The sequence below is a fragment of the Rhodococcus cerastii genome, assembly GCF_033042195.1.
In the GTDB taxonomy this organism is placed as follows: domain Bacteria; phylum Actinomycetota; class Actinomycetes; order Mycobacteriales; family Mycobacteriaceae; genus Rhodococcoides.
Genome location: NZ_JAWLKF010000003.1, coordinates 207,293 through 230,144 on the forward strand (window position 1 = coordinate 207,293; position 22,852 = coordinate 230,144).

Genomic DNA, 22,852 nt, shown 5'->3' on the forward strand with positions numbered 1-22,852 from the left:
ACAGGAGCAGCCACGTGCCTTCACCCTCGACGCCTTCCCGCACTCTCGGACCCGACCTGGTCCTCGCGGGCAAGCTCGGTAAGAAAGTCGACGTTCTCGTCGTCGCGCTGAGTACCAGCGACGACGGCCTCGAGCTCGCCATCACCGACGACATCTCCGACGACGCCGTCGCTGCTGCGCTGCTCGATTCCTTCGAGTCCGTCGGTGCCACCGGCAAGGCCGATGAACTGGTGCGCATTCCGGCACCGTCGGGCCTGTCCGTGGACAGCGTGTTGGCCGTCGGCCTCGGCAGCGCAGCCGACATCGACAGCGAGCGCATCCGCCAGTCGGCCGGTACCGCAGCTCGCGCGTTGAAGGGTGTGGATACGGCCGCGACGACGTTGTCGGCACTCGATCTCGGCGCTGCCGCGGAGGGGTTCTTCCTCGGCGCCTATCAGTTCACCGAGTTCAAGTCCGCGCTGTCGGCACCGAAGGCCGACGGTCTTCCCCTCGCCCGCGTCGAGTTGCTCGTTCCCGACACTCGGTCCAAGGAAGCCAAGAACGAGCTGGCACGCTCGATCGCCATTGCCGAATCCGTTGCTGTAGCACGTGATTTCGTCAATACTCCGCCGAGTCACCTCTACCCTGAGGAGTTCGCGGCGCAGGCGAAGGCGCTGGGTACGGCTGCAGGCCTGAAGGTCGAGATCCTCGACGACAAGACACTGGAGAAGGACGGCTACGGCGGCATTCACGGCGTCGGCAAGGGCTCTTCACGCCTGCCCCGACTGGTTCGCCTGACTCACTCGGGCGGCAAGCGGGGCGCGAAGAAGGTCGCCCTGGTGGGCAAGGGCATCACGTTCGACACCGGCGGCATCTCCATCAAACCCGCTGCGGGCATGGAGAACATGACCTCGGACATGGGCGGTGCGGCTGCGGTCATCGCGACGGTGATTCTGGCCGCGAAGGTCGATCTGCCGCTCGACGTCGTCGCGACGGTGCCGATGGCCGAGAACATGCCGTCGGGCACAGCGCAGCGTCCGGGCGACGTACTGACCCAGTACGGCGGCATCACCGTGGAGGTCATCAACACCGACGCCGAAGGCCGCTTGGTGTTGGCCGACGCGATCGTGCGTGCCTGCGAGGACGATCCGGATTACCTCATCGACACCGCGACACTGACCGGGGCCCAGGTGGTCGCGCTCGGCAATCGGACGCCAGGAGTCATGGGCACCGAGGACTTCCGCGACCGCGTCGCCGATATCTCTCAGGCCATCGGCGAGAACGCGTGGCCGATGCCGTTGCCGAAGGAGATCCGACGTGAACTCGATTCCAAGGTGGCCGATCTGGCGAACGTCACCAACGGTCGGGCCGGTGGAATGCTGGCCGCTGCGCTGTTCTTGAAGGAGTTCGTCCCCGAGGGCGTCGAATGGGCTCACATCGACGTCGCGGGACCGGCGTACAACACCGGCGGGCCCTTCGGGTACACCGGCAAGGGCGGCACCGGCGTTCCCGTACGGACGATGTTCGCGGTCCTCGAGGACATCGTCGAGAACGGCTGATGGCACAGTCCGTGCGTGCGGATCCGAATCTGCACGCACGGATTTCGGTCAGAGATCGCGCTGCTGCTGTTCGCGCTTCTTGATGATCTTCTGGCGAGCGTCGTGATCGCGCATGCGCTGGGGGTAGCCGGTCTTGCGCACGTCGTAGACCGGCATCTTCAGGTCGCGTCCGATCTTTCGTGCATATTTTTCATCCAGCGGCCGACGGGTCCACTCGCCGTCGTTCGCGACGAGCACCACCGTCAGCGGGGTCACCGTCGTCTTCGGCTCGACGTAGGCCTCGACACCGATTCGAGCGGCCGTCCAATCGGCCAGGTACTGGGCAACCGACCCCTCGGGGCCACGTTTCGCGGACCCGCCGCTTCGTTTGAGTCGATCGAACAATCCCACGAGAACATCCTTTTCGTACGGCCGATGGATCACCGGTTCGGGTGCCGGAATGTTGTTACCCGCCAGTTTGCCAGGCGTGTTGAACGCCCTAGGGGAACGGCGAGGCGATAACAATGGAAGGATGACATTAGAGGGTTCAGCTCTCTTGATAGTGAACCAAGGCTCGTGAAGTGAGTAAGTGAATTGCCGAGAGGGAGTGTCTACGTGGGCGCTGTGTCGAGCCGAACACGCTCGATCGGTGTTCTGTGCACCGGCGCCTCCGTCGAACCGAATCACGCAACTCTCGTCCATGAACCCTGTTCCGCCAGCACAATGGTCTGCGACCACGAGTCGTCGAACCACATCACCCGCACACAACTGTCGAGGAGTCAACAGACATGGCCTTCTCCGTCCAGATGCCAGCTCTTGGTGAGAGCGTCACCGAGGGAACTGTCACGAGGTGGCTCAAACAAGAAGGCGACACCGTCGAAGTCGACGAGCCATTGCTCGAAGTCTCCACGGACAAGGTCGATACCGAGATCCCGTCGCCTGCAGCCGGTGTTCTGACCAAGATCGTCGCTCAGGAAGACGACACCGTCGAGATCGGTGGCGAGCTCGCCCAGATCGGTGACGCAGGCGAGGCTCCCTCGTCCGACGCGCCGGCCGAGGAAGCTGCGCCCGCCGAGGAGTCGGCACCCGAGGAGGCTGCCGAGGAGCCCACTCCCGCAGCCGAGCCCGAGCCACAGGCCGAGGAGGAGGCACCCGCAGCGAGTGCATCGTCCGACTCGTCCGGATCAGGCACCCCGGTGACGATGCCCGAGTTGGGCGAGTCCGTCACCGAGGGCACCGTGACCCGTTGGCTCAAGGCCGTCGGCGACGAGGTTGCTGTCGACGAACCACTGCTCGAGGTCTCCACCGACAAGGTCGACACCGAGATCCCGTCTCCGGTCGCCGGAACTCTGCTCGAGATCTCCGCCGAGGAAGACGACACGGTCGCCGTCGGTGGCCAGCTCGCCGTCATCGGATCGGGATCGCCGGCCGAGAAGGCCCCCGAGCCCGAGGCCACCCCGGAGCCCGAAGCCCCCAAGGCCGAAGAGCCGAAGAAGGAAGAGCCCAAGAAGGAGGCTCCCAAGCAGGAAGCCCCGAAGGCCGAACCGAAGCCCGAACCCAAGGCCGAGCCCAAGCAGGAGGCTCCGAAGGCTGCTCCCGCCAAGGAGTCGGCACCGTCGGGTGATTCCAGCCCGTACGTCACGCCGTTGGTTCGGAAGCTGGCGTCGGACAACGATGTCGACCTCTCGACGGTCAAGGGCACCGGTGTCGGTGGACGCATCCGCAAGCAGGATGTGCTCGCTGCTGCCGAGGCCAAGAAGGCTCCGGCTGCTCCGGCCGCCGAGGCTGCGCCCGCCGCGGCCGCCAAGCCCGCTGCGCCGGCCACGGCCGGTGTTCGTCCCGAGCTCGCGCATCTTCGTGGCACCACGCAGAAGATCAACCGGATCCGGCAGATCACCGCGAAGAAGACGCGTGAGTCGCTGCAGACCTCTGCACAGCTCACCCAGACCTTCGAGGTGGACGTCACCAAGATCGCCGGTCTGCGGACGAAGGCGAAGGCGAAGTTCGCCGAGAACGAGGGCGTCAACCTGACGTACCTGCCGTTCTTCGCGAAGGCCGTCGTCGAAGCTCTGAAGGCGCACCCCAACGTCAACGCGAGCATCAACGAGGAAGCCAAGGAGATCACGTACCACGCCGATGTCCACCTCGGTATCGCCGTGGACACCGAGCAGGGTCTGCTCTCCCCCGTCATCCACAATGCGGGCGACCTGTCGCTCGCCGGGCTGGCTCGGGCGATCAACGACATCGCCACCCGTGCACGCTCGGGTGGGCTCAAGCCCGACGAGCTGTCCGGTGGCACGTTCACGATCACCAACATCGGCAGCCAAGGTGCATTGTTCGACACCCCGATCCTGGTTCCGCCGCAGGCCGCCATGCTGGGCACGGGCGCAATCGTCAAGCGTCCGGTCGTCGTCAAGGACGACTCGGGCAACGAGTCGATCGGTGTTCGCTCGATGTGCTACCTGCCGCTCACCTACGACCACCGCCTGGTGGACGGAGCCGATGCGGGACGCTTCCTCACGACGATCAAGCAGCGTCTCGAAGTAGCGTCGTTCGAGGCCGATCTCGGCCTGTAGGCAACCGGCGAATCACGACTCTCACGTATTCTGGTGAGAGCGCGAAACATTCGCATCGGAGTCTCGAAAAGAGGGGCACGAACCGTGCATCCGGGGCATCATTCGTTCGCGAATGATGCCCCGTTTGCGTCAAGGAGGCTTTCGTTCACATGCGCGTAGTCATTGCAGGTTCATCAGGTTTGATCGGCACGGCCCTGGTCGCAGCGCTGCGGGGCCGTAGCCACGACGTCACCCGCCTGGTTAGGAGATCACCGGCCGGACCCGACGAGTCGCAGTGGGATCCATCGCGCGGAAGCGTCGATGCGGCCGCGCTCGACGGAGCCGACGCGATCGTCAACCTCTGTGGTGTCGGAATCGGTGACAAGAGATGGTCCGGTGCGTACAAGCAGTTGGTGCGGGACAGCCGCATCGCTCCCACCGAAGTACTCGCCGGGGCTGCCGCCGACGCGGGTGTGCCCACTCTGATCAACGCGAGTGGCGTCAACTTCTACGGCGACACGGGCGATCGGGTGGTCGACGAGAGCGCCCCCGTCGGTGAGGGATTTCTCGCCGAGGTCTGTCGAGACTGGGAGAACGCCACCTCGAGGGCGTCGGAAGCCGGTGTCCGAACGATACTTCTGCGCAGCGGTGTGGTGCTGTCGCAACGCGGCGGCATGCTGGGCAAGCTCCGTCCGCTGTACCTGTTCGCACTCGGCGGACGGTTGGGCAGCGGCCGTCAGTACTTCCCGTGGATCTCTCTGGAGGACGAGATCGGTGCCATCGTGCACGGCATCGAGAACGACTCACTGCGAGGGCCGGTGAACATGGTGGGCCCGACTCCCGTGACCAATGCGCAGTTCAACAGTGCGATGTCACGGGCGGTACATCGGCCTGCGCCGTGGGTGGTGCCCGGCTTCGCATTGAAAGCCGTGATCGGCGAGTTCGCCGAGGAGGCCATCCTGACCGGGCCCCGGGCAATTCCGAAGGCTCTCGAAGACGCGGGCTACACCTTCGAGCACAACACGATCGGGGAAGCACTGCGGGTGGCCGTCGGCTCATGACGCGGCGTACCGTTCCGACTCATGAGTGATGCGAACTCTCCGTCGGTCGCAGTGTCGGCACGAGCGAGCTCCGAGCCGGTCGTGGTGCGAGAGTTGGGCACCGTCGAGTACACCGAGGCCTGGGCACTACAGCGCGAGCTGGCCGGTGCCCGGGCGGACGGCGTCGGCTCCGACACGCTGCTGCTGCTCGAGCATCCGTCCGTCTACACCGCGGGGCGGCGTACCTCCGAGGAGGACATGCCGCGGGACGGTACCCCCGTCGTCGAGGTCGATCGTGGCGGCAAGATCACCTGGCACGGTCCAGGCCAATTGGTGGGCTACCCCATCGTCGAACTCGCGCACCCCATCGATGTCGTCAGGTACGTGCGCCGTATCGAAGAAGCGCTGATCTCGGTCGTGTCCGCCTACGGCATCGGCTGCGGGCGCGTCGACGGTAGATCCGGGGTGTGGCTCGCGGCGCAGATGCGAGACGGCGTGTGGCTGCCCGAACGCAAGATCGCTGCGATCGGGGTCCGTGTTCAGCGCGGAGTGACGCTGCACGGTTTCTCTCTGAACTGCAATGCGGCCATGACGGGGTTCGACGCCATCGTGCCGTGTGGCATCGCTGATGCCGGCGTGACGTCGCTGTCGCTGGAGCTGGGCCGAGACGTCTCGATCGGCGACGTCACCCCGGCGGTCACCCGCGCTGTGCTGGCCGCCTTGGACGGGTCGATGCCCGTGCAGGACCACGAGATCGAGCATCCGCCGGTCACGGAGGCGTCGATCAACCCGCAGTTCACGACGGTCCGCTTCGGCGCGTAGCATCGATCCTGTGACTGTGGCCCCAGAAGGACGCAAGCTGCTCCGCCTCGAGATCCGAAACGCGGAGACCCCCATCGAACGCAAACCCAACTGGATCAAGACCAAAGCCAAGATGGGCCCGGAGTACACCGAGCTCAAAGGTCTTGTGAAGCGCGAAGGTCTGCACACGGTGTGCGAGGAAGCCGGCTGCCCCAATATCTACGAATGCTGGGAAGATCGCGAAGCGACCTTCCTCATCGGCGGTGAGCAATGCACCCGCCGTTGCGATTTCTGCCAGATCGACACCGGCAAGCCGGAGGATCTCGATCGAGACGAGCCGCGCCGGGTGGCGGAGTCCGTGCAGGCCATGGGTCTGCGCTACTCCACGATCACCGGCGTCGCTCGGGACGATCTGGAGGACGGCGGCGCGTGGCTGTACGCCGAGACGGTTCGGTACATCAAGAAGCTGAATCCGAACACCGGCGTCGAGCTGCTCATCCCCGACTTCAACGCCAAGCCCGACCAATTGGCCGAGGTCTTCTCGTCGCGCCCCGAGGTGCTGGCTCATAACGTCGAGACGGTGCCGCGGATCTTCAAGCGCATCCGCCCGGCCTTCCGGTACCAGCGGTCGATGGACGTCATCACCGCGGCCCGCGACGACGGCCTGGTCACCAAGTCCAATCTGATCCTCGGCATGGGTGAAACCCCCGAAGAAGTTCAGGAAGCCATTCGCGACCTGCACGAGGCCGGGTGCGACATTCTGACCATCACCCAGTACCTGCGTCCGTCACCGCGCCACCACCCGGTGGAGCGTTGGGTCAAGCCGGAGGAGTTCGTCGAGCACTCCGATTACGCCACCGAGATCGGGTTCGCCGGTGTGCTGGCCGGACCGTTGGTCCGCTCCTCGTACCGCGCGGGTCGCCTGTACGCACAGGCGATGGCCCATCACGGACGAGAACTGCCCGAGAGCATGAGTCACCTCACCGACGGTGGCGAAGCTTCTCAGGAGGCCAGTTCGCTGATGGCACGTCTGGCGGCTCGCTGATCGTCGTCGGCCAACCCGGCGCGGTGCACGTGAGCGCCGGCACAGGACGTATCCTGTGAAGCATGGCGAACGGCAGTAAGGCTGGCAAAGCAGCGAAGCCCAGCAAGGAAGTAAAAGCAGCTGCCAAGGCGGCGCGCAAGCAGGCATCGAGGGAACGACGCAAGCAGCTCTGGCAGGCGTTTCAGATGCAGCGCAAGGACGACAAGGTTCTCCTTCCGCTGATGATCGGGGCGGTCGTCGGGCTGGGACTCGTCGGATTTCTGATCGGTCTCGCGTTCGGATTCCAGTGGTTCCTGCTCCCCATCGGCTTGCTTCTCGGCGTGCTCGTCGCTTTCATCATCTTCGGCCGCCGGGTACAGAAATCTGTGTACAAGAAGGCCGACGGCCAGGCCGGCGCGGCCGCTTGGGCGCTCGACAATCTGCAGGGCTCGTGGCGGGTGACCAATGCGATCGCCGGAACCACCCATCTCGACGCCGTGCATCGCGTCATCGGTAAGCCGGGTGTCATTCTCGTGGCCGAGGGTGCACCTCATCGCGTGAAGTCACTGCTGGCCCAGGAGAAGAAGAAGACCGCCCGCCTGGTGGGCGACACCCCGATCTACGACATCATCGTCGGAAACGAAGAGAACCAGATCCCGCTCTCGGGTCTGCAGAAATATCTTGCGAAGTTGCCGAAGAACATCGACGGCAAGCGCATGGACACCATCGAATCGCGGCTCTCCGCTCTGGGCACCAAGGGCGGCCCGGCCATGCCGAAGGGCCCCGTTCCCGGCGGAGCCAAGATGAAGGGCGTCCAGCGAACCATGAAGCGCCGCTAGCCACTCACGACCACTCCGACAGCCCTGGTGCGAAGACCCCTCAGCGGGTCCGCAGCAGGGCTGTTCCCGTTGCCCGGTCGTGCATGCCGCGGCCATCCATGTCGGTGATCACGGCCGGAACGACGAACAGCAGGATCAACTGCCGAACCAGTGCACGGACGAAGCCGACTCGTGCGTGTGCGTCGATGCGGCCCACCTGAATACCGACGATGAACTGCCCCGGGGTGAACGAGAACAGCGAGACGGTCACCAGACCCACGCCGAACCACACGGCCAACACGATCGTCGAGATCAGTCCGCTCGTGGTGTAGCCACCGAGAATCAACGACGCAACGCCGGTTGCCATCGTCCAGTCGAGCACCAGCGCGAGAACTCGGCGCCCGGTACCGGCCAGAGAGCCGACCCCCTGCTTCGGTAGGCCCAACTCCTCACCACGGAAGTTCTGGGGTTCTCGCGGGTTCGCAGCCGCCGGTCCGGACAACCAGGACCCTGTCATTCGTGCCATGATTTCCAGGATAGGCGCGGTCGGGTACACGGGAAAACACACGGACGTACTGTTGTTCGTGCCACTCGTGAACCAGGACGCGTAACACGGGCGAAACACGAGCTTGACGGGCGGGCAACACCATGTCCATAACGTCAGGTTGACGGACTCAACAAAGGAGCAAAAGCGTGGCGTTTTCCACGGCCCAAGAGGTCATCAAGTTCATCGCGGATGAAGGAATCGAATACGTCGACATCCGGTTCACGGATCTGCCGGGCGCACAGCAGCACTTCTCTATCGCCGCGAAGGCGTTCACGGCGGACACACTGGAAGACGGCCTCGCGTTCGACGGTTCGTCCGTCCGCGGATTCCAGTCCATCCACGAGTCCGACATGATTCTGCTTCCGGACTACGCCACCGCTCAGGTCGATCCCTTCCGCAACGCGAAGACGCTGAACATCGACTTCTTCGTCCACGATCCGTTCACGCGTGAGGCCTACAGCCGCGACCCGCGCAACGTCGCACGCAAGGCCGAGGAGTACTTGGCCAGCACCGGCATCGCCGACACCGCGTACTTCGGTGCCGAGGCCGAGTTCTACATCTTCGATTCCGTGCGCTTCGATTCGCAGGCGAACGGCGCTTTCTACGAGGTCGATTCGTCCTCGGGTTGGTGGAACACCGGGGCCGAGACCGAGGCCGACGGCAGCCCGAACCTCGGTTACAAGGTTCGCTTCAAGGGTGGCTACTTCCCCGTCGCTCCGTACGACCACTACGTGGACCTGCGCGATCAGATCTCGACGAACCTGCAGAACGCAGGCTTCGAGCTCGAGCGTGCGCACCACGAGGTCGGCACCGGTGGACAGCAGGAGATCAACTACAAGTTCAACACGCTGCTCCGCGCGGCAGACGATCTGCAGCTGTTCAAGTACATCGTCAAGAACACCGCATGGCAGAACGGCAAGTCGGCGACATTCATGCCGAAGCCGCTGTTCGGAGACAACGGCTCGGGCATGCACGTGCACCAGTCGCTGTGGAAGGACGGCAAGCCCCTCTTCCACGACGAGGCCGGATACGCCGGGCTGTCGGATCTCGCCCGTCACTACATCGGCGGCATCCTGCACCATGCGCCGTCGCTGTTGGCATTCACCAACCCCACGATCAACTCGTACCACCGTCTGGTGCCGGGCTACGAAGCCCCCATCAACCTGGTCTACAGCCAGCGCAACCGCTCCGCTGCGGTCCGTATCCCGATCACCGGCAACAACCCGAAGGCAAAGCGCCTCGAGTTCCGTGCGCCGGACTCCTCGGGCAACCCTTACCTGAACTTCGCTGCTCAGATGATGGCCGGTCTGGACGGAATCAAGAACAAGATCGAGCCGATGGCTCCGGTCGACAAGGATCTCTACGAGTTGCCGCCCGAGGAGGCCAAGAACATTCCTCAGGCACCGACCTCGCTGAACGCGGTCATCGACCGGCTCGAGGCCGACCACGACTACCTCACCGAGGGTGGCGTGTTCACGACCGACCTGATCGAGACCTGGATCTCGCTCAAGCGTGAGCAGGAAATCGCTCCCGTCAACCTGCGTCCGCACCCGTACGAGTTCTCCCTGTACTACGACGTGTGATCGACCTGACTTCACACTGAGAACGCCCGGCCGATTCTTTCGGCCGGGCGTTTTCGTGTTCTGGATTGTTTCTGTTCCGTGCCGATTCCGGCAAATTGCAACAGAATTCGACCCGGTCGGCGTTTGATAGTCGGTACGTGGGGTAAAGACCTGTATCTGCTGAGGGCGAACAGAGGACAACGAACTTCATGGACGCACTGTGGGAATTCATCGTCGGACGACGAAGGCAGTTGGCGATCGACTCTTATCTACATGTCTCGGCCGTCGTGCAATGCGTGATCATCGCGACCGTTATCGGCGTCGCCATCGGAATCCTCGTCTACCGCAGTCCCGCCGGATCTGCCGTCGCGACAGCCCTGGCGAGTACCGTGCTGACGATTCCGTCGTTCGCTCTGTTGGGTCTGCTCATTCCCATACTGGGACTGGGCGTTCGACCGACGGTGACCGCCCTGGTCCTGTACTCACTGCTTCCGATCATCCGAAACACGGTGGTCGGCCTCGATTCCGTGAATCCGGCGGTCACCGATGCCGCCCGCGGAATCGGGATGAGCCGCATTCTTGTGTTGCGGCGCATCGAGATTCCTCTCGCATGGCCCTCGATTCTGACCGGGATGCGCGTCAGCACGCAGTTGGCCATGGGCATCCTGGCCATCGCTGCGTACGCCAAAGGCCCTGGCCTGGGCAACCTGCTGTTCTCCGGGCTGGCCCGAGTGGGCAGCCCGACCGCCGTCCCACAGGCACTGACCGGCACCATCCTCATCGTCCTGCTGGCGTTGATCCTCGATGGGATCTACGTCGTGATCGGCAAACTGACCACCTCGAGGGGTATCCGTGAGTGAGAAAACCACCGTATCCGGCGTAGAAATCGTCTTGGAGAACGTGACCAAGAGCTACCCGGGCCAAAAGGACGCCGCCGTGGACAACGTGTCCATGACCATCCCCGCGGGCGAAGTCGTCGTGCTGGTCGGGCCTTCGGGCTGCGGCAAAACGACAACCATGCGCATGATCAACCGGCTGATAGAGCCGACGTCGGGCCGCATCACCATCGGCGGTGAAGATGCACTGTCGATCAACCCGAACGAGCTGCGCCGCACCATCGGCTACTCGATCCAGCAGGCAGGTCTGTTCCCACACATGACGATTGCCGAGAACGTCGGCATGGTTCCGGGTCTGATCGGCTGGAAGAAGCCGAGGATATCGGATCGCACCGACGAAATGCTGGACCTCGTCGGTCTCGATCCATCGTTGTACCGCGAGCGCTATCCGCGCCAGCTGTCCGGTGGCCAGCAGCAGCGCGTCGGTGTCGCACGCGCGCTCGCTGCCGACCCCCCGGTACTGCTCATGGACGAGCCTTTCGGTGCCGTCGATCCGATCACCCGCGGTTTGCTCCAGGACGAATTGATGCGCCTACAAGCCGAATTGGGCAAGACGATCGTATTCGTCACGCACGACTTCGACGAGGCCGTCAAGCTCGGTGATCGGATTGCCGTGCTGGGCAACCAATCTCGGATTCTGCAATTCGATACACCCGAAGCAGTTCTGGCAAATCCGGCCGACGAGACCGTCGCTGGATTCGTCGGCTCAGGTGCAGCGTTGAAGCAGTTGACGCTGATGCGTGTACGAGACATCGAATTGTCCGATGTACCGGTCATGGGCGAGGACGAGTCGGTCGAGTCGATGAACACGGCGCTCGGAAGAGACCCCGAAGCGTGGGGAATCATTCTCGACGCTCGTCGGCGACCGATTAGGTGGACCGATCGTCGCCACCTCACCGACGCGAAGAGCTTGCGCGACGTCGGCGTGCCGATGGGCGAAATGGTCTCCACTCAGTCGACTCTGCAAGATGCTCTGGAAGCGCTGCTCGCGGAGGGCAACGCGACCGCCACGGTCACCGGTAAACGTGGCGAGTACGCCGGAACCATCACCATCGAGCAACTGATCGACACCATCAAAACCATTCGTTCGCAGCATGCTCACGACCATGACGACGACAGTGCTGAAGGTCATGACTCGAACGTTGTTCGCGACGACGTGGCCACGGGAAGCGCGTCGTGACTTCCGCCGCGGAGACCTCCGCCGTCGACGCGTCAGCGGACGACGGTACGGCGCGGACGGCACAGCAGGCGGCCAAGCGCGCGGAGCGTATTCGCTTGCTGGTGCAACCCGCGATCATCGTGTTGGTCGTTGTGGTTCTTCTTGCCTACACGTTCACCCGCGACTTGAGTGCGACGCAGAAGGAGACGCTGAACGCGAGCACTCTGTTCCAGCGGCTGTCCGAGCACGTCGTCATCACGATCGTCGTCACCGCGCTCGTGCTCGTGATCGCTGTTCCTCTGGGAATACTGTTGACCCGTAACGGCTACCGGAGATTGGCACCGGTATTCATCGGTATCGCCAACATCGGTCAAGCTGCCCCGGCGGTCGGCCTGTTGGTGTTGCTCTTCCTCGCAACGGGCAAAACCGGTTTCTGGATCGGCGTACTGCCCATTGCGTTCTACTCACTCCTTCCCGTTCTCCGAAACACGATGCTCGGTTTCCAACAGGTCGATCCGAGTTACATCGATGCTGCACGTGGACAGGGCATGTCCAGCAGCGGCATTCTGTGGCGCATCGAGTTTCCGCTGGCGGTGCCGTACATGTTGGCCGGTCTGCGCACGTCGCTGGTGCTCGCCGTCGGTACGGCCACACTGAGCTTTCTCGTGGGAGCGGGCGGCCTCGGGGTTCTGATCGACACCGGCTACAAGCTCTACCAGCCACTGATTCTCGTCGTGGGAGGCGTCCTCGCCGTCGCTCTCGCGTTGTTCGTCGACTGGCTCGGAGCACTCGCCGAGGCCTATCTCGGACCGAAAGGACTCCGCTGATGCGGCGCTCGACAAGACAACTCGTGGCACTCTGCGCGATCACCACGATCGCGTTGACGGGGTGCGGTCTGCAGTCGGGTGGTGCCGTGCCACTGTCCGTCGAACCCGGGAGCATCGAAGTAATGCCGGGTCTTGAGGGTGCCGAACTGACCGTCGGATCCAAAGACTTCACCGAGCAGATCGTGTTGGGTTACATCCTCGAGTTCGCGCTCTCCGCTGCCGGTGCCGACGTTCGCGACCTGACGAATATCTCGGGTTCGAACAGCACCCGCCAAGCCATGGTCGCCGGGCAGGTCGACGTCACCTACGAGTACACCGGAACCGGCTGGATCAACTATCTGGGTAACGAAAGTCCCATCACGGACGCAGCCGAGCAGTTCGACGCGGTACGCGACGCGGACGTCGCCAACGGATTGACGTGGGTCAATCCTGCGCCGATGGACAACACGTACGCTCTCGCGATGAACCAGACGACTGCCGAACAGACCGGGGTGAAAACACTCTCGGATTACGCAGCACTCGTCGCGCGTGATCCGGCCGCGTCGGCGTTGTGCGTCGAGACGGAATTCAACTCCCGACAGGACGGATTTCCCGGCCTGGCCGCAACGTACGGTTTCGATCCCGATGCCGTACCCCGTCAGATTCTGCAGACCGGAATCATCTACCAGGCAACTGCCGACGGTTCGCAGTGCAAGTTCGGTGAAGTGTTCACCACCGACGGCCGCATCAAGGGCTTGAATCTTGTTGTCCTCGAAGACGACAAGAGCTTCTTCCCGCGGTACAACGCCACCGTCGTCATTCGTTCGTCGATCGCCGAGCAGTACCCGCAGATCGCCGAGATCACCGCTCCGATCTCCGCCGCACTGACCAATGCCGAGATAACCGAGCTGAACAAGCAGGTAGACGTCGACGGCCGTGAACCGGCCGATGTCGCGCGGGATTGGATGGTCGACAAAGGTTTCGTCACCGCCGGCGCGGACTAGCCGTTACGTGCACCGACCCGTGAGGAATCCTCTGACGCGGCAATCGACACGCGGCTCGCTAGCCCTGTGCAGCGTTGTGATGACGGTACTCACGAGTTGCGGTCTGCAGTCGGGTAGTGCAGTGCCGCTGCCCGTCGAACCCGGCAGTATCCAACCCGTGCCGGGGCTCGACGGCGCAAAATTGATAGTCGGCTCGAAGGAATTCACCGAGCAGGTGATCCTGGGTTACATACTCGAATTCGGGCTGGTGGCGGCCGGAGCCGACGTCCGAGACCTCACCAACATTTCGGGGTCCAACAGCACCCGCCAAGCCATGGTCTCCGGGCAGGTGGACGTCACCTACGAATACACGGGTACAGCGTGGATCAACTTCTTGGGCAACGAGACCGCTATCCCGGATGCCACCGGGCAGTTCGAGGCCTTGCGCGACCAGGACGCAGGCAACGGCCTCACGTGGGTCAACCCTGCACCTATGGACAACACGTACGCGCTCGCCATGAATCGGGCAACAGCGGACGCGACGGGCATCGAGACGCTCTCGGATTACGCCGCGCTCGCCGAGACCGATCCCGCCGCGGCACAGACCTGCGTGGAGACGGAGTTCAATTCACGACAGGACGGGTTTCCGGGCATGGCCGCGGCCTACGGCTTCGACCCCGATGTCGTTCCGCGGCAGGTGTTGCAGGGCGGCATCATCTATCAAGCGACCGCCGACGGCTCGCAGTGCACATTCGGCGAGGTGTTCACCACCGACGGCCGGATCAAAGGTCTCGATCTGGTAGTGATCGAAGACGACAAGAGCTTCTTTCCCCGCTACAACGCCACGGTCGTGCTGCGCACGCCGATTGCCGAGCAGTACCCGGAGATCGCCGAGGTCACCGCTCCGATCTCCGCGGCGTTGACCAACGCCGAGATCACCGAGCTCAACCGGCAGGTGGACATCGATGGCCGCGAGCCGGCAGACGTCGCACGAGACTGGATGGTCCAGCAGGGATTCGTCACCGTCGGGAGCGACTAGTTCCCGCCGAAGGTCCTCTCCACCACTGCCTTTGCCCGACGCGTCACACGCAGGTAGTTGTCGAGGAACGCTCCGGCGTCGCCGTCCTCCCAGCCCGCCACCTGCGCGACTGCGGAGAGCACAGCTCCCGGCCGCGGCAGCTGATCGGTGGGCTTGCCGCGCACCAGCACCAGCGCGTTGCGTGCCTTCGTCGCCAGAATCCATGCTTCCCTGAGCAATTCGACGTCGGTTTCGCTCATGAGCTCGGCTGCGCCGATGGCGTCGAGTGACTGCAGGGTCGAGGTGTTGTGCAGCGTCAGAACCTTGTGTGCGTACCTGAGCTGGATGAGCTGAACGGTCCACTCGATATCGGCCAGTCCTCCGCGTCCCAGCTTGGTGTGGGTGGCGGGATCGGCCCCCTTGGGCAGGCGTTCGGAATCGATGCGCGCCTTGATGCGTCGAATCTCGCGAACCGCGTCGGAAGACACTCCGCCTTCGGGGTATCGCACCTTGTCGGCCATCAGCAAGAACCGGATGCCGAGATCCTGATCGCCGGCCACCTGGTGTGCCCGCAGTAGAGCCTGGACTTCCCAGGCCTGCGCCCACTGCGCGTAGTACGCGGCGTACGACGCGAGGGTGCGCACCACCGGCCCGTTGCGGCCTTCGGGCCGAAGGCCGGTGTCGACCTCGAGGGGTGGGTCGGTGCTGGGCGCGCCGAGCAACTTCCGGATGCGGTCGGCAATGGTGTTGGCCCACTTGACCGCAACGGTCTCGTCGACGCCGTCCACCGGTTCGCAGACGAACAGCACGTCCGCGTCGCTGCCGTAGCCGAGCTCCCCGCCGCCGAGGCGACCCATGCCGATGACGGCGAGAGTTGCGGGAGCAGGTTCACCGCGCTCCTTCTCGCTGGCGCGGACGGCAGCCGCAAGCGCGGCGTTGATGACCGCTGCCCATACCGAGGACAACGCACGGCACACCTGAGGTACATCGAGCATTCCCAGGATGTCTGCCGAGGCCACCCGTGCCAGTTCGTGACGCCGCAGCGCCCTGGCAGCATTGATCGCTCGTACCGGATCCTCGTAGCGAGCCGAGGACGACAGGATGGCGCGGTAGGTCTCTTCCGGCTCGACGTCGAGCAGACGCGGGCCGGTGGGGCCGTCGGCGAACAACCGAATGACCTCGGGGGCCTTGATCAGCAGGTCCGGTACGTAGGCCGAGGAGCCGAGCACGATCATCAGTCGCTGGGCCACAGCTCCTTCGTCGCGCAGCACTCGCAGGAACCACGTCTGCTCCCCCGCCGATTCCGACAATCGGCGGTAGTTGAGCAGCCCGGCGTCGGGATCGGGTGTGTCGGCGAGCCATTCCAGCAGCGTCGGAAGCAACACGGCTTGAATCTGACCGCGACGGGTGCCCGAGCCGACGAGCGCACGAAGGTGGCCCAACGCGTTCTGCGGGGTCGCGTAGCCGAGCGCGGCGAGCTGACGCGTCGCGGCATCCGGAGTCAATCGCACTGTCTCCGAATCGAACTTGACCACCGAATCCAGCAGAGGCCGGTAGAAGAGCTTCGCGTGCAACCGTCTGATGCGTTGCGCGTTCCGCTTGATCTCGGCGTTCAGCACACCGAGCGCATCGCGGTTGCCGTCCGGTCGCATGTGCGCCGAACGAGCCAGCCACCGCAGCGCTTCCTCGTCGTCCTGCGGAGGCAGGGTGTGTGTGCGACGCATCCGCTGCATCTGCAGCCGGTGCTCGATCAGCCGAAGAAACTCGTAGGACGCCGTCAGATTCGCAGCGTCGTCGCGGCCGATGTAACCACCGTCGGTCAGTGCCGACAACGCGTCGACGGTGCCGAGAACGCGCAGCGACTCGTCGGTTCGACCGTGCACCAATTGCAGGAGCTGAACGGCGAATTCCACGTCCCGCAGGCTGCCGCGTCCGAGTTTGATCTCGCGCTCGCGGAGTTCGGGCGGCACCATCTCCTCGACGCGACGCCGCATCGCTCGCACTTCGGGCACGAAGTCCTCGCGCTGGCTGGCCAACCACACCATCGGGTTGACCGCAGCGACGTAGTCGTCGCCCAGCGCGATGTCGCCCGTCATGGGACGGGCCTTGAGCAATGCCTGGAACTCCCAGGTCTTGGCCCAGCGCTTGTAGTACGCGACGTGCGAATCCAGGGTGCGGACCAGTTCGCCGCGCTTGCCCTCGGGACGCAGTGCCGCGTCCACTTCGAAGAATGCCGAGGATCCGATGCGCATCATCTCACCGGCGATGCGGCTGGCCTGCGCGTCGGCGGGCTCGGCGACGAACACGACATCGACGTCGGAGACGTAATTGAGTTCGCGCGCACCGCATTTGCCCATCGCGACAACGGCCAGACGCGTCGGACACGGGGCGTCCGGGCACACGGTGGCCACGGCGACTGCCAGTGCTGCGGTGAGCGCGGCGTCGGCCATATCGGACAGCTGCGACCCGACCACCGTGTACGGCAGGACGGGCTCGTTCTCTACCGTCGCGGCGAGGTCGTAGGCGGCCAACACCATGATCTGGTCGCGGTACTTCTTGCGCAACGCGATCACGGCGGGCGGTCCGGTGAGCGACGCGCGGTACAGGTCCGGTGCGGCATTGGGCCCGGTCTCGGGCTCGGCCCCCACTGCCTCGAGCAGTTCCGCGACCAGGGTGGCCTTGGTGGGGAGCTCGATCTTCGCCGACACCCCGCTGCTCTGACCTTCCTTGGTCAACAGCAGACGCCAGGTGCTGTCGTCGGCCACGAGATGATCGGCGAGCGCACTCGAAGCGCCGACGAGACCGAGGATGCGGCCACGGAATCCCTTGTCGGTGCGCAGTGCAGTATCGAATTCCGTCCACGCGGCACCGAGCAACTCGTACATCCGCACCAGGGTGCGTAGAGCGAGGTCCGCGTTCGGCGCGCGCGAGAGCGACCACAGCAGCTCGAGGCTTTCTTCCCCCGTCCAGCCGAGGGTGCGCAGGTCGGACGGCGCAGTTTCTTCGACGAGGCCGAGACGGCCCGGTCCGGGAACGACGGATCTGGAGGTCGGAGGACGCACCATCAGAATCCACCTCGGGGTGCCACAGGTTTACCTCGTCGTCAGTGCACAGCGACGCGAAGGCGCTCGCGTCGGCATCGGAACTACCATTGAAGGATCGACTAGAACGTAGCCCATGACGACGCCGTGCCGTTAAAGACCCAGGTAGGCCTTCAGCTCGTACGGCGTGACGTGGCTGCGGTATTCCTCCCACTCGCGACGCTTGTTGCGGAGGAAGAAGTCGAAGACGTGCTCGCCCAATGCTTCGGCGACCAGTTCGGAGCCTTCCATCGCGTTCAGTGCCTGATCGAGGTTGCCCGGCAGCTCCTTGTAGCCCATGGCGCGACGCTCGGCGGAGGTCAACGCCCAGACGTCTTCCTCGGCCTCGGGCGGAAGGGTGTAGCCCTTCTCGATTCCGCGAAGGCCGGCCGCGAGCAGCACCGCGAACGCCAGGTACGGGTTGCAGGCGGAGTCGGGGCTCCGGATCTCGACGCGACGCGAGGATGCCTTGTTCGGGGTGTACATCGGCACGCGGATCAGGGCCGAGCGATTCGCCGGTCCCCACGACGCGGCGGTCGGTGCCTCGCCGCCACGCACCAGCCGCTTGTAGGAGTTGACCCACTGGTTGGTCACGGCGCTGATCTCGTTGGCGTGCTCGAGGATGCCGGCGATGAAGGACTTGCCGGTCTCGGACAGCTGCATCGGATCGTCCGGGTTGTGGAAGGCGTTGGCGTCGCCCTCGAACAAGCTCATGTGGGTGTGCATCGCCGAGCCGGCCTGGTCGCTGAACGGCTTGGGCATGAACGTCGCGCGCACACCCTCCTCGATGGCAACTTCCTTGACCACGTAGCGGAAGGTCATGATGTTGTCGGCCATCGACAGTGCATCGGCGTAGCGGAGATCGATCTCCTGCTGGCCCGGTGCGGCCTCGTGGTGGCTGAACTCGACCGAGATTCCCATCGACTCCAGCGCGTCGATGGCGTGCCTGCGGAAGTTCGGGGCCGAGTCGTGCACGGCCTGATCGAAGTAGCCGCCGTTGTCTGCGGGGGTCGGCGGTGAGCCGTCCTGCGGGACGTCCTTGAGCAGGAAGAATTCGATCTCGGGGTGCACGTAGCAGCTGAACCCGAGGTCTGCGGCCTTACTCAACTGGCGCCGCAGCACGTGGCGCGAGTCGGCCCAGGACGGCGAGCCGTCGGGCATGGCGATGTCGCAGAACATCCGCGCGGAGTGCTGGTGACCCTTGCTGGTGGACCAGGGCAGAATCTGGAACGTCGACGGATCGGGCTTGGCCACGGTGTCGGCCTCGGAGACACGGGCGAATCCTTCGATGGCGCTACCGTCGAAACCGATTCCCTCGTCGAATGCCCCTTCGAGCTCGGCGGGGGCGATGGCCACCGACTTGAGGTACCCGAGAACGTCGGTGAACCAGAGGCGGACGAAACGAATGTCGCGCTCTTCGAGGGTCCGGAGCACGAATTCCTTTTGACGATCCATGAACGCGAGAGTAAGCAAACGGAGTTAAATCTGTGTTACATCGTGAATTCGGTCTCACTTCGTGAAACTCTCTGCCTACTTTTCAGGGCGTGAGGTAGCACGTCAGCACCGTAATCCGTCCTCCGGCGGAACCAGATCGACGAAATAGTTCACCAACGGATCGTCGACGCACTCGACGCCCGAGAAGGCGACCGTGTGCTGGGTGCCCTCGTAGGTCACCAGATCTGCGCGCAGCTGCGCAGCCAACTCCACCCCCGCCTGATAGGGCGTGGCCGGATCGTTGGTCGTCGAGACGACCACCAGCGTCGGCAGTCCCTCCACGTCGACGATATGCGGATCACTCGTGTTCGGCACCGGCCAGAAGGCACACAGGTCGAGCGGCGCGTTGCCCGTCGCCCGGCCGTCGTCGAGATACGGCGCGGCCGCACGGAACCTGGCGTCCGCCTCGTCGGCCTCTGCGCGATCGGTGGTCGGCGGGCCGTCGACGCATCGAACGGCGTTGAACGCGTCGTCGATGTTGGTGTAGCTGCCGTCCTCCAGCCGTCCGGAGTAGGTGTCGGCGAGTCGGAGCAGGGTGTCGCCCCGACCGTCGCCCAATTCGTTCAAGCCGGCCCGCAGCAGACGCCACAGCTGCTGCGAGTACAGCGCCTGCTGAGCACCGGTGATCGCATCGTCGTAGCTGAGCCCGCGGGGGTCGGTCGTCTCGGCCGGCCGGTCGATCAGGGGGTCGACCAGCGATCGGAACTGCTCGACTGCCTGCGCCGGGTCGGTGCCGAGCGGGCAGGTCTCGGTCTGTGCGCAGTCCGTGGCGAACTCGTCGAACGCGGTCTGGAACGCCGCACCCTGGGCGACGGCCTCGTCGACGGGTGACTGGTCGGGATCGAGCGCGCCGTCGAGCACCATCGCGCGCACGTTCGACGGGAACTCCTCCGCGTACGCGGTCCCGATCCGGGTCCCGTAGGAGTAGCCGATGTAGGTCAGCTTCTCGTCGCCCAGAACCGCTCGAATGACGTCCATGTCGCGCACCACTTCCCGGGTACCGACGTGCTCGAGCACATCCGTCCCCGTCCGCTCGACGCAGTTCTCGGCGTAGTCACGGTGTTCGGCCTCGGTCGCTGCGATGCCTTCGGGGCTGACGTCCACATCCGGTTCGCGACGTTCCTGGTCGACCTCCTCGGACGTCAGGCACCGCACTTCCGGCTCGGATGCGCCGATTCCGCGTGGGTCGAAGCCGATCCGGTCGAAGCGATCGGTCACGGTGGTGCCCGCGGCCTGCTCGGCCAGGTAGAGCCCCGAGGAGCCGGGCCCGCCTGGATTCATCAATATCGAGCCGATCTTCTCGCCGGTCGCCTTCGTCCGCGAGATGGCGACCTCGATGGTCGTGCCGGTGGGATCGGCGTAGTCGAGCGGCACGGTCACCATCGCGCACTCGACGGAGCCGCCCAGTTCGCTGCCGTCGGTGTTGTACCGGTCGCAGGATTCCCACTGCAGGGTCTGGGTGTAGAAATTCTCGAGCCCCGCAGGGATGGGACCGGCGACGGATGCCGGCGACGACGCCTCGGAGTTCTCCGGTGTGGCTGTGGGCTCGGGGCCGGAGCAGCCCGCGAGGACCACGGCGACCGCGGACAGCGCCACGACCGTGCTCCTGGTGCGCGTTCTCATGCCACGATCGTGCCAGGTCCTGCGAGCGCGCCTCGTTCTCGCTGCCCGGCGAGGACGCCGTCGGAGCACTAGCGTGGACGCCGTGCAGGCACTCCGACTCGCCCTCGCCCAGATCAATTCCGTCGTCGGTGATCTCGCCGCGAACTCCGCGGCGATCGTCGAGTGGACGGTCCGCGCGGCCCACGACGGGGCCAACGTGGTGGTGTTTCCCGAAATGGCGCTCACGGGATACCCCGTCGAGGATCTGGCACTGCGACCGTCGTTCGCCGCCGCATCGGTTCGTGCCCTCACCGAGTTGGCGACAGCCCTGGACAAGGCCGGATGCGGCGACCGCATCGTGGTGGTCGGCTACCTCGATCGCGACGCCGAGGGCTCGCGGAACAGCGCGGCGGTGATCGTCGACGGGCGGGTGACGACTCGATACGACAAGCATTCGCTCCCCACCTACCGAGTGTTCGACGAGGCCCGCTACTTCGCTCCCGGATCGTGCTTGAGCATCGTCGCGGTCAACGGAGTGAGACTGGGTGTCGTTGTCTGCGAAGACATCTGGCAACCGGGCGGCTCCGTGCCTGCCTATGCCGCGGCCGGGGTGGACATGCTGCTCTGCCTCAATGCCAGCCCCTTCGAACAGGGCAAGGACGAGGTGCGGCGCTCCATCGCCCGGCGCCGAGCAACAGAGACCGGAGCGCCGATCGCCTACGTCAACGTCGTCGGCGGACAGGACGAGCTGGTGTTCGACGGGGCGAGCTTCGTCGTCGGGCCGGACGGTTCCACCTGGGGCCGCTCCCCCCAATTCGTCGAGCATCTCCTGATCGTCGACGTCGACGCCCCGGCTGCACCACATCCCGACGCGGCCGAGGTACCCGGCTGGACCATCGACCGGGTGACGCTCCCCGACGCGGCCGTCACCGGCTGGCAGCGAGCCGAACCGTATCTCGCAGAGATCGCGAGCACCGAGGAACAGGTATGGGGTGCGCTGGTCACCGGTCTACGAGACTACTTGCACAAGAACGGCTTTCGGTCGGTCGCCCTCGGATTGTCCGGCGGCATCGACTCGGCGGTGGTCGCGGCCATCGCCGTCGACGCACTCGGTAGCGATGCGGTACACGCAGTATCGATGCCCTCTACCTACTCGTCGGATCACTCCCGCACCGACGCAGAGGAATTCGCGTCGCGCACCGGCATCCATTTCAGCGTCGAGCCGATTGCAGACATGGTCGCCTGCTACGTCGACCAGCTGCACCTGACCGGCCTGGCCGAGGAGAACATTCAGGCACGGTGCCGGGGCATGGTGTTGATGGCACTGTCGAACACCTCCGGCCATCTGGTGCTGGCGACCGGAAACAAATCCGAACTGGCCGTTGGCTATTCGACGATCTACGGTGATGCCGTCGGCGGCTTCGCACCGATCAAGGATGTACCGAAGTCGCTCGTATGGGATCTGGCGCGCTGGCGGAACAAGTCCGCTGCCGACCGTGGGGACATCCCACCGATTCCCGAGTCGAGCATCGACAAACCACCGTCCGCCGAACTCCGTCCCGGACAACTCGACACCGACTCGTTGCCCGATTACGACGAACTCGACGCCATACTGTTCCGGTACGTGGACCACGACCAAGGCTTTGCGGACATCGTGGCGGCCGGTTTCGACGCGGCGGTGGTCGCGGACATCCTGCGCAAGGTCGACGCGTCCGAGTACAAGCGGCGTCAGTATCCGATCGGTACCAAGGTCACCTCTCGTGCGTTCGGGCGCGACCGCCGCATGCCGATCACCAACGGTTGGCGCGACTACGCGGCCCTCGACGAGGTGTGACGAATTGCACTGCCGGTAGCGCTCCGGCAGGTCGCGTGCAGTGGCAGACTCGAGCACGTCATCACACCCCATCCCGGGGACCCGCCGAGCGGGCCTCGAGGACCAGAAAGGGACAA

The 22,852-nt window shown here is 64.6% G+C and carries 18 protein-coding genes; 13 read left to right on the top strand and 5 right to left on the bottom strand.

Features of this window, described 5'->3' with window-relative positions; genetic code table 11:
- The first annotated feature begins 14 nt into the window (after positions 1–14).
- Entirely contained in the window at positions 15–1,538 is a 1,524-nt protein-coding gene (locus tag R3P93_RS07825) for a leucyl aminopeptidase (RefSeq protein WP_317532723.1), read from the top strand.
- A 48-nt stretch (positions 1,539–1,586) separates the two neighbouring features.
- Here the strand turns inward: R3P93_RS07825 and R3P93_RS07830 are convergent, their stop codons facing one another.
- Positions 1,587–1,928, bottom strand: coding sequence for an oxidoreductase (locus R3P93_RS07830; protein ID WP_094688555.1), 342 nt, complete (start codon positions 1,926–1,928; stop codon positions 1,587–1,589).
- 377 nt (positions 1,929–2,305) lie between these two features.
- On the opposite strand from R3P93_RS07830, the gene sucB reads away from it, so the two are divergent.
- From sucB to R3P93_RS07855, 5 genes are all read left to right on the top strand, one after another.
- Complete coding sequence (sucB, locus tag R3P93_RS07835) at positions 2,306–4,093, top strand: 2-oxoglutarate dehydrogenase, E2 component, dihydrolipoamide succinyltransferase (RefSeq protein ID WP_094640146.1); 1,788 nt, start codon at positions 2,306–2,308, stop codon at positions 4,091–4,093.
- A 149-nt stretch (positions 4,094–4,242) separates the two neighbouring features.
- A complete protein-coding gene (locus R3P93_RS07840; protein ID WP_317532724.1) occupies positions 4,243–5,133 on the top strand; it encodes a TIGR01777 family oxidoreductase in 891 nt (296 codons plus the stop codon).
- A 21-nt stretch (positions 5,134–5,154) separates the two neighbouring features.
- Positions 5,155–5,934 carry a lipoyl(octanoyl) transferase LipB gene (lipB, locus tag R3P93_RS07845; RefSeq protein WP_243595044.1) on the top strand — a complete coding sequence of 260 codons (780 nt, stop codon included), beginning with the start codon at positions 5,155–5,157 and terminating at the stop codon, positions 5,932–5,934.
- A gap of 10 nt (positions 5,935–5,944) precedes the next feature.
- Entirely contained in the window at positions 5,945–6,958 is a 1,014-nt protein-coding gene (gene lipA, locus R3P93_RS07850) for a lipoyl synthase (RefSeq protein ID WP_176459221.1), read from the top strand.
- 62 nt (positions 6,959–7,020) lie between these two features.
- Positions 7,021–7,776, top strand: coding sequence for a DUF4191 domain-containing protein (locus tag R3P93_RS07855; protein WP_243595045.1), 756 nt, complete (start codon positions 7,021–7,023; stop codon positions 7,774–7,776).
- A 40-nt stretch (positions 7,777–7,816) separates the two neighbouring features.
- Here R3P93_RS07855 and R3P93_RS07860 read toward each other — a convergent pair whose 3' ends face one another.
- Positions 7,817–8,281, bottom strand: a complete 465-nt coding sequence (locus R3P93_RS07860; RefSeq protein WP_243595046.1) for an RDD family protein — start codon at positions 8,279–8,281, stop codon at positions 7,817–7,819.
- A 167-nt stretch (positions 8,282–8,448) separates the two neighbouring features.
- Between R3P93_RS07860 and glnA (R3P93_RS07865) the strand changes: the two genes are divergently transcribed.
- The 6 genes from glnA (R3P93_RS07865) (at position 8,449) to R3P93_RS07890 (ending at position 14,747) form a co-directional block, all read left to right on the top strand.
- Positions 8,449–9,885 (top strand): type I glutamate--ammonia ligase, encoded by a 1,437-nt coding sequence (gene glnA / locus R3P93_RS07865; protein ID WP_032368128.1) that lies wholly within the window; start codon positions 8,449–8,451, stop codon positions 9,883–9,885.
- A 188-nt stretch (positions 9,886–10,073) separates the two neighbouring features.
- Positions 10,074–10,724, top strand: a complete 651-nt coding sequence (locus R3P93_RS07870; protein ID WP_243609935.1) for an ABC transporter permease — start codon at positions 10,074–10,076, stop codon at positions 10,722–10,724.
- Positions 10,717–11,940 carry an ABC transporter ATP-binding protein gene (locus tag R3P93_RS07875; RefSeq protein WP_317532725.1) on the top strand — a complete coding sequence of 408 codons (1,224 nt, stop codon included), beginning with the start codon at positions 10,717–10,719 and terminating at the stop codon, positions 11,938–11,940. Before R3P93_RS07870 ends, R3P93_RS07875 begins: the two co-directional genes overlap by 8 nt.
- The gene (locus tag R3P93_RS07880) at positions 11,937–12,746 is read left to right on the top strand and encodes an ABC transporter permease (RefSeq protein ID WP_394855266.1); all 810 of its coding nucleotides are present in this window, start codon (positions 11,937–11,939) and stop codon (positions 12,744–12,746) included. The genes R3P93_RS07875 and R3P93_RS07880 overlap by 4 nt, the downstream gene beginning before the upstream one ends.
- Positions 12,746–13,729: a glycine betaine ABC transporter substrate-binding protein gene (locus tag R3P93_RS07885; RefSeq protein WP_243609933.1), complete on the top strand. Its 984-nt coding sequence runs from the start codon at positions 12,746–12,748 to the stop codon at positions 13,727–13,729. The genes R3P93_RS07880 and R3P93_RS07885 overlap by 1 nt, the downstream gene beginning before the upstream one ends.
- Before the next feature lie 79 nt (positions 13,730–13,808).
- Positions 13,809–14,747 carry a glycine betaine ABC transporter substrate-binding protein gene (locus R3P93_RS07890; RefSeq protein WP_243609932.1) on the top strand — a complete coding sequence of 313 codons (939 nt, stop codon included), beginning with the start codon at positions 13,809–13,811 and terminating at the stop codon, positions 14,745–14,747.
- Here R3P93_RS07890 and R3P93_RS07895 read toward each other — a convergent pair.
- The 3 genes from R3P93_RS07895 to R3P93_RS07905 form a co-directional block, all read right to left on the bottom strand.
- A complete protein-coding gene (locus tag R3P93_RS07895) occupies positions 14,744–17,791 on the bottom strand; it encodes a bifunctional [glutamine synthetase] adenylyltransferase/[glutamine synthetase]-adenylyl-L-tyrosine phosphorylase (RefSeq protein WP_317532726.1) in 3,048 nt (1,015 codons plus the stop codon). The genes R3P93_RS07890 and R3P93_RS07895 overlap by 4 nt on opposite strands.
- A gap of 129 nt (positions 17,792–17,920) precedes the next feature.
- Positions 17,921–19,261: a type I glutamate--ammonia ligase gene (glnA, locus tag R3P93_RS07900; protein WP_243595052.1), complete on the bottom strand. Its 1,341-nt coding sequence runs from the start codon at positions 19,259–19,261 to the stop codon at positions 17,921–17,923.
- A gap of 102 nt (positions 19,262–19,363) precedes the next feature.
- The gene (locus R3P93_RS07905; RefSeq protein ID WP_317532727.1) at positions 19,364–20,923 is read right to left on the bottom strand and encodes an alpha/beta hydrolase; all 1,560 of its coding nucleotides are present in this window, start codon (positions 20,921–20,923) and stop codon (positions 19,364–19,366) included.
- Between the two features lie 82 nt (positions 20,924–21,005).
- Here R3P93_RS07905 and R3P93_RS07910 point away from each other — a divergent pair, with 82 nt between their 5' ends.
- Positions 21,006–22,736 (top strand): NAD+ synthase, encoded by a 1,731-nt coding sequence (locus R3P93_RS07910; protein ID WP_317532728.1) that lies wholly within the window; start codon positions 21,006–21,008, stop codon positions 22,734–22,736.
- The last annotated feature ends 116 nt before the right edge of the window (positions 22,737–22,852 follow it).